Here is a 14,450-nt window from a genome sequence, read left to right on the forward strand (position 1 = left end):
TCCGTGAGGGGGAGTTGAGCAGAAAACTCGCCCGTAAGGTCTTGGGGCTGGCAGACCAGGTGGCTGAACGTCTTGGGCGCCCCGCAGTTTTTATGGAAGTATGCGGAACGCACACAGTATCTATCTCCAGGATGGGATTGCGTAGCCTGTTGGCGGGCCGTCTGGAACTGAGAAGTGGTCCGGGATGTCCTGTTTGTGTAACAGATTATGAGGAAATCGATATGATGCTAAATCTTGCACGCTTACCTGAGGTTACGGTGGGGACCTTTGGGGATCTGATGCGCGTGCCCGGCAGCCAATCCTCCCTGGAGAGGGAACGCGCTGGCGGTGCCGATGTGCGGGTATTTTACTCGCCGCTGGATGCGGTAGCCTTTGCTGAGGCTAACCCGCAAAAAGAGGTGGTATTTTTAGGAATTGGTTTCGAAACAACCATCCCTGTAGTCGCTTTCAGCCTTGCCCAAGCCCGGACCAGGGGGGTTAAAAACTTTAGTATTTTCTCAGCCCATAAACTTATTCCCCCTGCTGTCCGGGCGGTTCTTAGTGACCCTGAACTAAAACTTGACGGATTCATTTTACCAGGACATGTTGGTGCCGTTACTGGCAGGGGGGCTTTTGATTTTATCGCTCAAGAGTATGGCTTACCAGCGGTAATTAGTGGTTTTGAGCCCCTGGATATCATGATTGCCCTGCACGAGCTTTTGTCTCAACTGCTACGTGGCGAGGCACAGGTTGTGAACAAGTATACGAGGGTGGTACGGGAAAAGGGCAACCCGTACGCCCGAGAGCGGATAGCGGAGTGTTTTGAGGTGGTCGATGTTTCCTGGCGGGGTCTGGGAGTTATTCCTAAAAGCGGGCTTTTTCTGCGGGAAACCTTTCGCGATTTTGATGCCCGATTTAAACTAAATATAGAACTGCTTCCGCCACGCCACTCGTTAGATTGTGCTTGTGGAGAAGTTTTGCGAGGGAAACTTTTACCTCCGGATTGCCGGTTCTTTGGCAAGGCCTGCACGCCGGTTCACCCTGTAGGCCCTTGCATGGTTTCCAGTGAAGGGGCTTGTGCGGCTTACTACCGATTTGAACGATCCTTGCCTATTGGGGGTGGCAACTAAGGTGGAAGGGGACGGCAAGGATATTATTTTACTGGCTCACGGTGACGGGGGTGCCCTCACCCACGAACTCATTAATACCCTTTTTCTTCGCTATTTCGGAGGCAGCATATTAAAAAACCTCAGCGATGCGGCAGTTTTTTCAGTAAGTGAAGGGAAATTGGCTGTTACTACTGATTCCTTTGTGGTTGACCCCCTTTTCTTCCCGGGGGGTGATGTGGGAAAACTGGCAGTTTATGGTACGGTCAATGATCTGGCCGTTAGCGGTGCACAGCCCCAGTATCTTACGGCTTCTTTTATTTTAGAAGAAGGTTTGTCGCTCATTGATTTGGAACGTATTGTGCGCTCTATGGCGGCGGCCTGTAATTTGGCTGGCGTGGAAATTATCGCTGGGGATACGAAGGTAGTTGAAAAGGGGCACCTGGATAAAATTTTTATTAATACTACCGGAGTAGGTTTTATCCCCCAAGGAATAGATTTGGGGTACCACCGGATTAAACCCGGTGATAAAGTTTTGATCAATGGCAGTCTTGGCCAACACGGTATAGCAGTACTTGGTAAGCGGTATGGTTTCGATTCTGCAGAGCAGGTCATGAGCGATTGTGCCCCGCTGAATGGTATAATTAACTTGCTTTTAAAGGAAGTTCGGGGAATTAAGATGATGCGGGATCTTACCCGGGGCGGCCTCGCAACAGCAGCTAAAGAAATTGCCTCAGCCTGCGGGTTAGATATTTGGCTGGATGAAAATTGTATCCCAATAGATGCCAGGGTAAAGGGGGTAGCCGAGATGTTGGGGCTGGATCCCCTTTATCTTGCAAACGAGGGGAAATTTATGAGTATTATCAGCCCGGAGGAAGCAGGAAAAGCTGTAGCGGTAATGCAAGGGCATGAACTGGGAAGAAATGCTTGTATTATAGGTGAGGTGAAGCCTGGTAATGGTAACGTCTATCTCTCTACATCCCTTGGAGGTGCTAAGCTTTTAGATCTTCTAGCTGGGAGTCCTTTACCACGGATCTGTTGATTACTGCACCTTCTGATTAAGTTAGCAGGCTGATGTATAGTAAAACTGAAGCTGTTAAACGGTGAAGCGGGAGAGGTAGACATTAAGAATTTTGGCCGGGTGGCAGTCCAGAAGCCCAGGCAGGTGGTTAAGGTCAACCCCGACCAGGACCAGATGACCAGATAGAAAGCCTGACGGGCCTTAAATTGAAATTGCCGCCCTCCCTGGCCGGGCGGGAGAGGGGGGGCATCTGGTTGGAAGAAGGCCTTCAGATCGCCATCACCTCCAATGTCGAACAGCTCAATAGTTATTTAAGAAAACATGGGGGCGTCTTTTTGCGGGCGGGCCTGGAAGGCACCCTTTATACCCTGGCCGTACGGCCCCTGTCCCGGCCAGCCTTGCTTTTGGGCAAGTTTGCCGGCCAGGCGGCCATGTTGATGATTTACGCGGCTCTGTTTTTCCTCGCCCTGGCAGGGCTGGTATACTGGCAGCTCGGGGTGGTCCCTGGCCTGGGGATGGCCCTGGCCCTTTTTATCCTGGAGCCCCTGGTCCTGCTGGCGGTAACCGTGCTGGGTACAGTATGGCTGCCCACCCTGGGAAACGGCATCCTGGTCTTCGCCCTCTATGTCGTATCCATGGTAGGGGGCATGATCGAGCAAATTGGGTCATGCTGGAAAGTACCACTTCCATCTATCTATATCGGCGTGATCAGCAGCCTCCTTTTGCCGGCGGATGTCGTTTACCGCCGGCTGGTGCATACCCTGGTAGGCCGGATGGCCCCTGCTGATATGAGTATGGGCATCACCAACTTGCAGGATTTCCTGGGACCTTGTGGCAGCCTGTCGACACCTAGCAACTGGATGTTGCTCTATATCCTGGTGTATATCGCTGGACTCCTGGCAGCTGCAGTCTACCTCTTTTATATTTAAATAGGAAATACTTTTGCCCTCGCCCAAGCTGGCTAAAACATACTTACGACAGGGTAAGGAAATAATAAAGAGGAAGGAAGCCAGAAGAGAGGGGGAAAGCCATGCCCGTAAAGGTAGCAGAACTGGTAGGAGAATCGCCGTCCAACTGGAAAGATGCTGTCCAGGCGGCGGTGGCGGAAGCTGCCAAGGAGATACCGAACATTTCAGGTGTAGAAATATGCAACCTTACGGCCAACGTTAAGAACGGTAAGCTGACGGAGTTCAAGGCCAACGTAAAGATCGTATATGCCGACCACGGCGGCGATATTTAAGTAAAGCCCCGGAAATTCCGGGGCTTTACTCTTGCACCGGGCCACCCGTACAATTTGAAAAATTTTGCCTCCCAAGGAGGAATTAGGTAGATCCGTGTCGAATTTATTCTCTCCGAGGAATTTAGTAATTCATTACCGTAGTTATGTAGTAGAGGGATTTCTTGTATAGTGCAATTTGACGGTGCACGATGAAAGAAAAATGAAAATACAAGCATTACCCGTAAAACAGAAACGAAGCGGCGAGAGTCTCATTGCCACCCTGGGTTTGGAGCCCCAGGTGGTGACCATCACCCTGGATTACCTGTTGTCTAAGGGCAGGCGGGTTGACGAAGTTGTAGTAGTTTATACCGAGAATCCCGGTGTACGCCGGGCCCTAGATATTATAGCCCGCGAGTTTGCTGCTGACGTTTACCCGGGCATCGGACTCCTTACCGTTCCTGTAACCTCGCCCGGAGGCCGGATGGAGGATTTCTACGGCCCGGACGACTTGCGCTCTCTTTTGCGGACCCTTTACGAGGTCGTACGCCGTGCCAGACAGGAGGAGCGGGTTATCCACCTGTGCCTTTCCGGCGGCCGTAAGGTGATGGGTATTATGGCCATGGTGGTGGCCCAACTACTCTTCGGCCCCGAAGATTGCGCCTGGCACCTGGTCACTGAGGGTTGGCATCCGGGCGCAGAACCCAGGTTGCACCTGTCATCCGGCGAGAGGGTTTGGCTTGTCCCGGTGCCCGTGGTGCGTTGGGCTGAGACAGGTACCTTGATGCGCGCGGTAGCAGAATTGGACGACCCCGAGGAGGTGGTAGCGTGGTACGAAAGGATAAATCGGAGCGCCCGGCGCAGGCGACAGCGGGAGTTTATCCGTCACTGGCTCACGGCGGCGGAGCGGGAAGTGGTCCGGTTGGCCTGTCGAGGCCTTGATAACGCCAGTATCGCCAAAGCCCTGGGCAAAAGGGAACAGACCGTAGCCAACCAGCTCTGTAGCGTTTATGAAAAGCTCAGGGAATGGCTTGACTACCCGGAGGGCAACGTGGACCGCAACGTGCTGATCGCCGAATTCGCGCCCTATTTCGCTCTGACGGAATTGGAAGGGTGAGGTGGGAGTTTAAACTTTGGCAATTTCGCAGGCGGAGATGGACAAGGAGAGAAAATGCAGGGAGGAAGAGATGCCGTGCGCGGAACAGTGATGATTTCTCTTGTCGGTGAACAGCCGGTGCCGAACCTGCTGGCAGTGCTGCACGCAAGGCCCGAGCATGTAGTTTTGGTTTGTACAGAGCGCACTAAAGGTGTTAGTGAACGATTGCGCTCGGTCCTCAAAAAGCGTAGCCAAGAAAGCGGTATTTCGGTTGAGGATGAGCCTGTATACGTTGCCCCCTACGATATGGCAGATGTCGAGAGCAAGCTCAAGAGGGTTATCAAGGAGAAAAACTGGCCTCCGGATAAAATTGTTTTCAACCTTACAGGTGGCACTAAGCCCATGGCCTTGGCGGCTTACCGCCTGGCGGAGCAGTTTTCTAGCCCTTTTCTTTACGTACAGAGCGAGGGGAAGAAAAGCGTAGTATACCATTACCGCTTTTTTGATGGCGCTCCGGTGCTCGAAAGGGTGGACGAGGTACCGCCGGTGCTTAACATTGACCTTTACTTGAGAGTACACCTTGGAGAATATACAGAAGGTGAATTCAAGAATGATTTTGAAAAAAGGGTGGCCGGGGTGTTACAGCAAAAGGTTGACTAAATAAAGACCTCCGTGAAGCCCACGAACGCACTTGAAATTGATCTCGTGCTGCGCTGCGGTAATCGTGTGGGCATCGCCGAAGTGAAAAGCGGGAACAAGGCTCTAAGTAAGGAAGGCATTGACCAGCTAAACACTGCCGCCGAGCCGCGTTTCCTGGGAACCTATACCAAAAAGTTTCTCATTTTGGACCGTGAATATGGGTCCAACAACCTCGAGCTGGCCAGGGCGCATGGGATCACGGTAATCGAACTTCCCTCGGCGCAAAAAGGAGAGTTGTCGGAAGAAGACATGGAAAAGCTGATACAGACGGTGACAAGAGAACTGGGAGGCTAAAAAACTTGGTTCTTCTCAACTTTTCCCATCCCTTTACCGCGGAGCAGTTGCAGCAACTGGAGGACCTTACCCAAAAAAGGATGGACCGGGTCATCGAAATCGACGCCCAGATCGATCCCCAGCAGCCCTTAGTTCCTCAGGTAGCGGCCATGGCCGACCGGGCCGGTCTCACACCGGAGGAGTGGCAGACGTTGCCCATTCTTATTAACCCGCCATCTCTGAACTTCAGCGCGGTGGCGCTCCTGGCCGAGTTACACGGAAGGTGCGGCTATTTTCCGGCGGTGGTACGTCTGCGCCCGGTGGCCAACAGCGTACCGCCCCGCTTCGAGGTGGCCGAGATCCTTAACCTGCAGGCGGTGCGGGAAAACGCTCGGGCAAAGCGCCAGCGTATGCCCACTAGCAAATAAATGAGCAAATATTTTTAACGTGGAAATATGGGGAGGTGATAAAAACTTGATGTTCATCGACTGGCTGAAGGAAGTCTGTGACCCTCTGGGAGAACCGGCGAAAACGGAAAGACCGCCCTTAAACGCCTTTTGCTGGGTTCATCCGGTGACCGGTAGCCGCTATTACCTCGAGAGGGAGAAGGCCGCTGAAATTACGCGGTCCGGGTTGGCCTGGGTGGAGAGTTTGGTGAGAGGGAAGGGCCCGGCTTTCGCCGCCGAACAACTGTCTTTTTTTCTCTCTCAACGGGATGTTTTCTGTCGTAAACAATATCTGGAAGATGAAGGCTTTCACTTCGATAAAAAAGAGGATACTGTTCAAGATGTAACTGGTTTGAAGATTCCATTAGCGGCTCTGTGGCCCGAGTTGCCCTATCCGGGGCCCGGCGGTTGCCGGGCGTCTGAAACAGGGCCTCCGGTTGACTGGCTGAGCAGGGGAAACAAACCTTGTATACGGTTGGCTGATTTCCTTATCCTGCGTACAGGCCTATTTTATGCCCTCGTAGGTGACCGGTTACTGCCGGAAGAATGGCCCAAGCTCCGCCTCACTTCTCTTCTCGACGGCAGCAACGTTTACGGGACGCAAGAAGGCCCACCGTTTTTGGTGCCGATACCCGAGGAACTGCTAAAGGCCTACGAGGCGTCCTCCCTGCTAGCAGGCTGCCCCCAGGAGTTATCTTCAGGGAAAGCAGGCGCCCTTTTGGGGGAATTACCGCCCCTGGAAATAGTTGAAGGCGGTGCCTTTAAGGTTAAGGACTACTACTTGGAAACGAATCGCATCGGCGAGATACGCGGTGCCAGCGTGCTCCTGGACGACATAAACCGTAAGCGTTACTACCGGATGTTTAGTATCCTCCCCGGCTTGACTGCAGAATCCCTGGTCTATGCCGGCGGCGGCCACGTCATGGCAGTGGTGCCGGCCGGTAGAGGGGAGACGGTTGCAGGGGAAATCGAGCGGTTGCACCGAGAGGTATGCCTTACCGCCCGCGCAGTCGGCGTATCCTGTAGAGCGCATGTAGCTGACCTCGCCTGCTTCCGCCAGTTGCGTCAGCGTCTGAGCGATGAGATTACCGTCCGCCGGAACGCGCTGGTCCCCGCGTGGGACACAACCGAGGGAGATTTAAATCTGTATAGCGAGGAATTTCCGACCATTGCGCCTCTGACCTTACCGAAGGCCGGGGCCGGGGAATGGTGCGCATCGTGCGGTCTTCGTCCCGCCTTAAGGGTTTGGCCGTATCAGGACGAGGAACGGCCTCTCTGCGCTTCGTGCCTGCGTAAGCAAATCGCCGGGCAAAAAGCCGGAAAGACGGTCTTCGCCGAAGATTACCACCGTTTCTGGCGGGCGCGCGGCGAGGAAGCAAGCCTTCCTTCAGCTCAGGAAATTGATGATATTGCTGACTTCAATAATGAGATCGCGGTGATCTACGCGGATGGCAATAGCTTCGGAAGCCTGTTTAGCCAGTGCGATTCCCTGGGCCAGCTTCGCTGTCTCAGCCAGTTCACCGAAAATGCCGCCTATACGGCGACTTTTACGGTACTAAAAGAATATCAGGAGCTTCTGAATAACCGGGCGGTAGAAATAATAGCCCTGGGGGGAGACGATATCTTGACCCTTGTCCCGGCGCAGGCTGCGTTGCCCGTGGCTACCGCCCTTGGCAAGAGTTTCGACAGGCTGTTTAAAAACTTGTCGGAAGATAAACCCGCACCCACCCTCTCCCTCGGTGTGGTTATTGCCGGTGCCAAAACGCCGGTGCGCTATCTTTTCGAGCTGGCGAAGGCGCTCTTAAAAGAAGCAAAAAAGCGGGTTTATGAAGACGCATATAAGGGGAAAAGGGAATTGAGGGAAGGCACCTTAGACGTAGCCGTCCTCACCTCTCATGGTGGCTATGAGGATAACATCGCCACTTACCGTTCGAAAACTTTTCGCCAAGGCAATGTGAATCTCACCTTGCGGCCCTATACTTTTACTGAAGCCCTGAGTTTCATGGAGGCGGTACGCCGGCTCCGGGCGGCGCGACAGGCACCCGGTAGGAGCTGGTTTTACGGGTTGCGACTGGTAGTGGAACATTATGGTCAGCAGGTGGCGGAACTCTACTTTAACTACCAGTTCTCTCGCCTTAGCGAGGAGCAGCGCGAAACACTGCGAGATTGCTGGTATCCTTTAACGGGCCTGGACAGTGATCCCGCCATGTTTTTTGAGCGCGAAGGCCGTTATTATTGCCCCTGGCTGGATGTAGTGGAACTCTGGAATTACGTTGGGGCGGGAGGTGAAAGCCGTTGAAGAAAACGGCCCTTTGTATTTGCTACCGTCTGAGACTCTTGACTCCAGTGCACGTGGGGAATGGTACCGGAGGAGCGGGGTTTCTGGACAGCTACCTCTACCGGGAAGGCGGGGTTCCCGTTATCCCCGGCTCCACCATTAAGGGAAGGCTGCGGGCGGCGGCGAGGGCTTTGGCGGGGGCTGGGATATACGGGGCAGAAGGAGTCTGCCGGGAAATTCTGGAGTGTACCTGTCCTGTCTGCTTGATCTTCGGTCGTCCGGGAAATAGAAGGGGAAGCCTTTATTTCGACGATGCCTGGCCCGAGCCAGAGGATGGCGGACCCTGGATCAGCTTGCGCTCCGGGATTGGAATGGACCGCTACCGCAGGGTGGCCCGTGAGGGCGCCCTCTATACGCTGGAGACGGCTGGCGCGAAGGGAACGGTATATCACGGCCGGATCAGCGGGGTGGTGCCGGAGAAGGATATGGAGCGAGTGGTGGCGGTGATAAGGGACGCCTTTGCCTATAATTACGCCCTCGGTTGGGGAAAGAGCCGGGGTCTCGGGTGGTTCCAGGCGGAGGTAGTGGAGGCAGAGAAAAGATGCGGTATTTAGTAACCCTGACCCTGGACAGCGCGACACTGGTTGGCGACAGGCGCGAACCCTCGGCTTACTTTCTCCCCTCCCGTGATTTTATTCCAGGTGGAGTGCTACGGGCCGCTCTGGCCCGGGCTATAAGGGAAGACTGTCCCTATGAGACGGGCAGCGTGCTGTCGAACTGGGTAGAGTTTACAGACGGCCCCCTATGCGCTGGCTGTTCGTGGCGCGGTCTGTGTTCCTGTTTCGGAGATCTCCGTTTCAGCCACCTGTACAAAGAGGGGGCAAAGGTAGCGCCTCTAACATCCTACCGGTGTAAATTCGACGAACGGCACCCTGTCTTCGATACCCTGTTCAAGACCGGAATGCCTCGTTGCCCTGAATGTGGGAGCCCTGCTGAACGCGCAGCAGGTTATCTTGATAGCCAGAATGGTCTGGTGGGGGTAAACCGTCGCCTGCTCACGCGCCTGGAAGTAGATCCTTTCCGTCAGGTGGCCCAGGAGAAACAGCTTTATGCTTTGCGCGTTCTAAGTGCAGGGCAGACTTTTCGCGGCTCTCTTGCCGTGCCTGGTCCGGCGGTTGGTGTACCCTCGGAGTTTACCCTTCGTCTGGGAGCGAAAACCAGCGTCGGGTTGGGCCGGGTTCAAGTCCGCATTGAGGAGGCGGTTGTCTCCAATACGGGCGCTCTGCAGGAGCGCATTAGGCGGTTTCAGGAGAAGGCCCGCGGGCTGCCGGGTCTTCCAGAGGATAAGGAGGCCGGGGAATCCTTTTACCTATCCCTTACTCTGCTGGCCGATACCCTGCCAGCACGAAAACTGAGGGCGGCCGGGGAACGGGTTCCTACGGAAACTTTGCAGCGGGAGCTGCTACAATCCCTGCTGCCTGACGGAACTCCCCTGGCAGGGCGTATAGGCGCGGTGATCAGGGTTGTCGCGGATTTCGAGGTTTACGGCGGTTACTGTACGGCAGAACGCCTCTACGGACGCCGCAATGCTTCGCTATATGTATCGGCGGGAAGCGTTTTTCTGTGTCGCATAAAGGGATTTCTTGAGGGTGAATTGCTTCAGTCCCTCAAGCTCCTGGAGGAGCAGGGTCTGGGGCAGAGAACGGAAGACGGCTACGGGGCGGTGAGCATCTGCGACGAATTCCACTTGAGTACAGGAGGGGTTACCGGTGAAGGCAAATGAACTCTTGGTGGAGGATATAAGTATTGACCGGGAAAGGAGAAAGGCGTTAAACGAGCTCAAAGAACAACTGGCCCAAAGGGCTGTGAACTTTCTGGAGGGCAGCAAGTCCAAGCCTAGTGAAATGGGAGACAAACAGATCCGCAACCTGGTGGCGCTGGCCCAAATGGCGGCCACTCCCCTGGAGATCGAGGCCTTTATCGATTACCAGATGGGGCGTGACAATAAAGAAGTGTCCTGGAGCAAAAGGATTGAGGGTGAGCCTTTTGGTGAAAGGCTGAAGCGGGAGCTAAAAGAAATAGTAGATATGGCACGACAGAAGCGTCCGGAAGATAAGAGATTCTCTCTTCTTTGCCTGGCTCAGTTTTTCGGCTACCTGGCCTGGAGGGTTAAGTACCTGGAATATTTAAGAGCTCAATCCGGGGAAGGACGGAGGTGAGCGCGTTGGCGGTAGGAGCCGGTCCTCTTTACGATATTTTTTACAACCGTCGCCGGATCACCGGACGCCTGGTGGTACTGACCCCCCTGCGCATCGGCAGCGGGGGAGAGGCCCCCGATCCCACGGCCATCGACAATCCCGTTATACGGGACTCTTTTGGGCGCCCCTTTATCCCGGGTTCCTCCTTCAAAGGAGTATGGCGTGCTTTTGCCGAGCAGGTTTTAGACCAGCTGGATAACGGCGACAGGGGTTGCTGCGATCCCCTGGCTGACCCCTGCCTGTCTGGAGAACCAATAAAGGAGCTCAAGCGGAAATACAGAGATAATCGCCGGGCTTTGGCTGAAGCCATCTACAAGGGGCTGTGCCCGGCCTGCCGCATTTTCGGCAGTCCCCATTTTGCCGGCCGGTTAAGGGTCCGGGATCTCCTTTTGGTCGAGGCCAGCTGGCCGGGCTTCTGCGAAGTCCGGCCTGGGGTGGCCATTAACCGGGATACACGCACGGCTTACTCATCCCGTAAGTACGAGGTGGAGGCCGTGCCGGCAGGAACCGCCTTCCACTTCGAAGCTGTTGTGGAAAATGCAGCTGAAAAGGAATGGCGGGATATACTCCTCACGCTGCTTCCGTTTACGCGAGGGGAGCTTCCCCTCGGAGGCGGTACGGGGCGCGGCCTGGGCAGGGTGTGCCTGAAGGAGGTCACGGTGGCCACGGTCACCCGGGCCAATTTAGGCGACTTTTTGTCTCGAGGCTGGGAGGGGATACCTGCAAAGGACCTGGAAGAAGCTTGCCGGGAATCAGGTATCCCTGCGGGGGGTGAAAGCGGTGTTTAAGAATTTGCGCAACGAAGCGCGGATTTCCTTCTGGCTCCGCACAAAGGGGCCCCTTCTAATAAAGGGTCCGGACGAGCCGGGTTTGGACCCGCTTTTACCGGATATGCGCTTTATCCGTGCCTGGCGCAACGGGGAAGAGGTTCCCTATATCCCCGGGTCGAGCCTGAAAGGAGTCCTGCGCAGCCGGGCGGAGCAGATTGTGCGAGCCCTGGCGCCGGAGGGTATGGATATCCCCGATCTGTTCGAGGGGCAACAGGAGCTGGAGAAGCAAATGAAGAACAGGTCGGGCTCGGAGATATATTACGCTTCAGACCCCCTTACCCAGCTTTTCGGCCAGACCTATCTGGCGGGCAGGCTGTTCTGTTCTGACGCCTTTCCGGTGGAGGGTGAACCTATTAAGCTTAATGTGCGCACCCACGTTGCCATCAACCGCATTACCGGAGCTACCCAGGGAAAGGCTTTGTTTACCCCGGAAGCGGTAGAGGAAGGCACTTTCGGAGCAGAAATAACCCTCACCAATTTCGCCCTATGGCAGCTGAAACTCCTCGGACTGTTGCTCCAGGACCTGGACGAGGGATACATATTGCTCGGCGGCAGCACCACCAGGGGTTACGGTAGAGTGGGGGTGGAAAACGTCCGGGCGGTAGTGCGGGACTATCGCCGCACTCCTCCCGGAAAGACCATACGCGGTTACGAGGAGGATGATGCCGTAGAGGTAACCCATTGCCGGTTTGGTAGGAAGGAGTACTGCTGGGAGTCTTACGCCGAAGGTCTTGCGTGGCTTGTTAACCTCGATGTCGATTTGGCCCAGGAACTGGAAAAGTTGCAGCGCAAACAGAATGACGCGCGGCGGAAGCGGGAGAAGGTGAGTAGTGGTGGCTAGGGGAACTTTGTTGCGCGATAAACCCTATACCTTCGTCCCCCTGTTGCCGGTCCGGCCGGAAGACCGGCGGGAGATCGTGCCCCACAATCGCCTGGATGGCCGCCGCTGGACGGGGAAGCTGGTGCTGGAGCTGGAGGTTGTAACTCCTTTGCACATCGGTAGCGGTTCCCTCCGCCTCATAGGCGGGCAACCGGTTCAAACTTTTTTGCGGCGGGGCGAAACCCCCGTGATTCCTGGGTCCTCTTTAAAAGGAGCGGTGCGAAGTCTTGCCGAGGCGGTTGCGCGTAGTTGCCTGGCACAGTCGCCGGCCAGAAGCGTTGCCAGGCTGGATAATGCCTTCCCTCCGGGAGTGCGAACTCAGTGTACCGAAGAGGCTGCCTGCATTACCTGCCGGCTTTTTGGTTTTACAGGAAACGACAAGGGTTACCGTGGGAGGGTAATGTTTGGTGAATTTAGGCCCGCAGGAGAAGTTGAGCTGACCGTAGCAAGACTGCCGGCGCTGGAACAACCCTTTAAAGATTATCCCCGAGAGGAGAACAAGGGGGGCGGCAACGAGCGCCTGTACTACTGCCGGTTTTACTTGGAGGTTCCCTGCAATGGTCCCCTCCACTGTCCAGACTGTACCAAGGAGGAGTGGCTCAATTGGAAAAAGCGTCTTAAAGGACGGCTGCCGCCGCCATCCTTTCGTGGACGCAAGTTCTACCTCCAGGGAGTGCCGCGCACGGGAAACCAGCCGTGCGAAATGGTGATGCCCGGTAGTTGCTTTCAGGGCGAGATAACTTTTCAGAACCTGGACAGGGATGAATTAGCTTTGCTCTGTTTTGCTCTTGGGCTAGACGGAGCGATGCGTCTGAGCCTGGGCTACGGCAAACCGGCTTATTACGGCACGGTACGGCTAAAGCTGCGGGAGGTAAGCTGGTATGCAAGGCATTCTTTTTTCGTGAAACCAGACTATCCGGATCCCGTGGAACTGGCGCAAAACTACGGCAGTAACGATCCGGATATTCAGAAGAATGTAGCCCTGGTACGCCAAATCCTGTCGGGCATACGCCGCGGGCCGGAGTGGGGCGCAAAAGGCTATTAGAAAAATTCGGTTGGGAAGGGAATGGCTGGATGGGGTTGGACAAGGAACGGCTCTTGGGGCTTGCCTATCGCTTGCTGGAGGAACCCGGCTGGCCGGGGGCCGCGGACAGGGCGGGCCAAACAGCTATCAACACCGTAGCCGGCATCTTCCGGGAGTTTTCTCGCCTTCCGGCAGGAGCGGACCGGTTAAAGCAAGCCCTGTCACTGATTGAAGCGTTGCCCGGGAGTCCTCTCGCCCGCTACAGTATGCGGAACCAGTATCAGAGGATCCTCGAGATCCTCCAGGTTCGTAATGGCAGGGTGAACCACCCGGCTATTAAAGAGCTCTCTTTCGAGGAACTGGCCTATGTTATCGGTTGGGTAAGCCGGCTGCACCGGGCGATGGCTGCCGGAGTTAAGGCTTCTGCCGCCAAAGTGTCGGGCAAAGACAAGAGGCAAAAAGGAGCTTCTACCAGGGAGCCCGAAAAGACCTCTAAGAGCGGGGTGGAGGTCATCGACCCCCGGTGGAAAGCCCTAAAAGACTGGCCTGGCTTCAAAAAAACCTAGCAGGGGGAGAAACGGGACCATGCAGCTCACCATCTTTTTTACCGCCCCAGGCCCGGTGGCCGTTCCCGTTCAGTACGGCCATTTGCTTCAGGGAATTATCTACCAACACATGGAAAATCCGGTGCTCAGGACCTACCTGCACGAGCACGGCTTCGCCCTGGAAAAGCGCCGCTTTAAGCTTTTCACCTTTTCTCGCTTGATGGGACGGACAGTGATCTACGACCGGGCGGCCGGCCGGCTGGTGCTCACGCCGCCGTTGCGACTGGTGATCTGTTCTCCCATCCCTTTCATCCTCCAGGAGCTGGGGACCGGTTTTCTCCGCCAGGGGCAGGTGCGGCTGGGAGAGGCCCGCCTGGAGGTAAAGGAAATAGCCACGGCAGCCCCAAGGGTAATGCAGGGGATTCTTCGGGTGCAAATGCTCTCCCCACTGGTTGTTTACAGCACCCTTTCCGGCGGCGACGGCCGTACCTACACATATTATTATTCGCCCTTTGAGCCGCGCTTTACCGAGCTGGTGGCCAATAACCTGGCGAAAAAGCACCTTTTGGTTTACGGCCGTCCGGCCCGGGTGAATGGCTTTGCCATCCGACCGGCGCGGGTGGATGACCGGGATCTAAAGGTCACTTACTATAAAGAAACCGTTGTCAAAGGGTGGATGGGTCAATATGAGCTTCGCGGCGACCCCGATCTTTTGCAGGTCGCCCTCGACGCCGGCCTGGGAGCCAAAAACTCCCAGGGTTACGGCTGCTGCACCCCGGCGGAATAGCTCCGCTAACCT

Annotated in this window: 17 protein-coding genes; all 17 read left to right on the forward strand. The window is 55.5% G+C overall.

What is annotated here, in order from left to right:
* The first annotated feature begins 41 nt into the window (after window positions 1-41).
* The 17 genes from hypD to cas6 all read left to right on the forward strand — a co-directional run bounded on the left by hypD (window position 42) and on the right by cas6 (window position 14,438).
* Complete coding sequence (gene hypD / locus TAMC210_RS08525) at window positions 42-1,109, forward strand: hydrogenase formation protein HypD (protein ID WP_254388602.1); 1,068 nt, start codon at window positions 42-44, stop codon at window positions 1,107-1,109.
* A 1-nt stretch (window position 1,110) separates the two neighbouring features.
* Window positions 1,111-2,127, forward strand: a complete 1,017-nt coding sequence (hypE, locus tag TAMC210_RS08530; RefSeq protein WP_173298389.1) for a hydrogenase expression/formation protein HypE — start codon at window positions 1,111-1,113, stop codon at window positions 2,125-2,127.
* Window positions 2,128-2,360: 233 nt separating this feature from the next.
* Complete coding sequence (locus tag TAMC210_RS08535) at window positions 2,361-3,035, forward strand: hypothetical protein (protein WP_173298390.1); 675 nt, start codon at window positions 2,361-2,363, stop codon at window positions 3,033-3,035.
* Window positions 3,036-3,136: 101 nt separating this feature from the next.
* Window positions 3,137-3,346 (forward strand): dodecin family protein, encoded by a 210-nt coding sequence (locus TAMC210_RS08540; protein ID WP_173298391.1) that lies wholly within the window; start codon window positions 3,137-3,139, stop codon window positions 3,344-3,346.
* A gap of 199 nt (window positions 3,347-3,545) precedes the next feature.
* Window positions 3,546-4,439 (forward strand): CRISPR-associated protein Csx14, encoded by an 894-nt coding sequence (locus TAMC210_RS08545; RefSeq protein WP_173298392.1) that lies wholly within the window; start codon window positions 3,546-3,548, stop codon window positions 4,437-4,439.
* 75 nt (window positions 4,440-4,514) lie between these two features.
* Window positions 4,515-5,078: a Card1-like endonuclease domain-containing protein gene (locus tag TAMC210_RS13345; RefSeq protein WP_217267330.1), complete on the forward strand. Its 564-nt coding sequence runs from the start codon at window positions 4,515-4,517 to the stop codon at window positions 5,076-5,078.
* A gap of 66 nt (window positions 5,079-5,144) precedes the next feature.
* Window positions 5,145-5,411: a hypothetical protein gene (locus TAMC210_RS13350; protein WP_217267331.1), complete on the forward strand. Its 267-nt coding sequence runs from the start codon at window positions 5,145-5,147 to the stop codon at window positions 5,409-5,411.
* A 5-nt stretch (window positions 5,412-5,416) separates the two neighbouring features.
* Window positions 5,417-5,818: a CRISPR-associated protein Csx15 gene (csx15, locus tag TAMC210_RS08555; RefSeq protein ID WP_173298393.1), complete on the forward strand. Its 402-nt coding sequence runs from the start codon at window positions 5,417-5,419 to the stop codon at window positions 5,816-5,818.
* Window positions 5,819-5,867: 49 nt separating this feature from the next.
* Window positions 5,868-8,135 carry a Cas10/Cmr2 second palm domain-containing protein gene (locus TAMC210_RS08560; protein WP_173298394.1) on the forward strand — a complete coding sequence of 756 codons (2,268 nt, stop codon included), beginning with the start codon at window positions 5,868-5,870 and terminating at the stop codon, window positions 8,133-8,135.
* A complete protein-coding gene (locus TAMC210_RS08565) occupies window positions 8,132-8,728 on the forward strand; it encodes an RAMP superfamily CRISPR-associated protein (RefSeq protein WP_173298395.1) in 597 nt (198 codons plus the stop codon). The genes TAMC210_RS08560 and TAMC210_RS08565 overlap by 4 nt, the downstream gene beginning before the upstream one ends.
* Window positions 8,716-9,897, forward strand: coding sequence for a hypothetical protein (locus TAMC210_RS08570; protein WP_173298396.1), 1,182 nt, complete (start codon window positions 8,716-8,718; stop codon window positions 9,895-9,897). The genes TAMC210_RS08565 and TAMC210_RS08570 overlap by 13 nt, the downstream gene beginning before the upstream one ends.
* Entirely contained in the window at window positions 9,884-10,333 is a 450-nt protein-coding gene (locus TAMC210_RS08575) for a hypothetical protein (protein ID WP_173298397.1), read from the forward strand. The genes TAMC210_RS08570 and TAMC210_RS08575 overlap by 14 nt, the downstream gene beginning before the upstream one ends.
* Window positions 10,330-11,160: a type III CRISPR-associated RAMP protein Csx7 gene (gene csx7 / locus TAMC210_RS08580; protein WP_173298398.1), complete on the forward strand. Its 831-nt coding sequence runs from the start codon at window positions 10,330-10,332 to the stop codon at window positions 11,158-11,160. Before TAMC210_RS08575 ends, csx7 begins: the two co-directional genes overlap by 4 nt.
* The gene (locus TAMC210_RS08585) at window positions 11,153-12,043 is read left to right on the forward strand and encodes an RAMP superfamily CRISPR-associated protein (RefSeq protein ID WP_173298399.1); all 891 of its coding nucleotides are present in this window, start codon (window positions 11,153-11,155) and stop codon (window positions 12,041-12,043) included. The genes csx7 and TAMC210_RS08585 overlap by 8 nt, the downstream gene beginning before the upstream one ends.
* On the forward strand, window positions 12,036-13,127 hold the full coding sequence (locus TAMC210_RS08590; RefSeq protein WP_217267332.1) for an RAMP superfamily CRISPR-associated protein: 1,092 nt from the start codon (window positions 12,036-12,038) through the stop codon (window positions 13,125-13,127). The genes TAMC210_RS08585 and TAMC210_RS08590 overlap by 8 nt, the downstream gene beginning before the upstream one ends.
* A 29-nt stretch (window positions 13,128-13,156) precedes the next feature.
* Entirely contained in the window at window positions 13,157-13,672 is a 516-nt protein-coding gene (locus tag TAMC210_RS08595; protein WP_173298401.1) for a hypothetical protein, read from the forward strand.
* A 19-nt stretch (window positions 13,673-13,691) separates the two neighbouring features.
* Window positions 13,692-14,438, forward strand: coding sequence for a CRISPR-associated endoribonuclease Cas6 (gene cas6, locus TAMC210_RS08600; protein WP_173298402.1), 747 nt, complete (start codon window positions 13,692-13,694; stop codon window positions 14,436-14,438).
* The last annotated feature ends 12 nt before the right edge of the window (window positions 14,439-14,450 follow it).

The sequence above is a fragment of the Thermanaeromonas sp. C210 genome (assembly GCF_013167955.1).
Lineage (GTDB): Bacteria > Bacillota > DSM-521 > Neomoorellales > Neomoorellaceae > UBA12545.

Coding starts and splice junctions, on each gene's coding strand:
- TAMC210_RS08540 (WP_173298391.1), top strand. CDS start 3,137: ATGCCCGTAAAGGTAGCAGAACTGGTAGGAGAATCGCCGTCCAACTGG.
- TAMC210_RS08545 (WP_173298392.1), top strand. CDS start 3,546: ATGAAAATACAAGCATTACCCGTAAAACAGAAACGAAGCGGCGAGAGT.
- TAMC210_RS08560 (WP_173298394.1), top strand. CDS start 5,868: ATGTTCATCGACTGGCTGAAGGAAGTCTGTGACCCTCTGGGAGAACCG.
- TAMC210_RS08570 (WP_173298396.1), top strand. CDS start 8,716: ATGCGGTATTTAGTAACCCTGACCCTGGACAGCGCGACACTGGTTGGC.
- TAMC210_RS08595 (WP_173298401.1), top strand. CDS start 13,157: ATGGGGTTGGACAAGGAACGGCTCTTGGGGCTTGCCTATCGCTTGCTG.
- cas6 (WP_173298402.1), top strand. CDS start 13,692: ATGCAGCTCACCATCTTTTTTACCGCCCCAGGCCCGGTGGCCGTTCCC.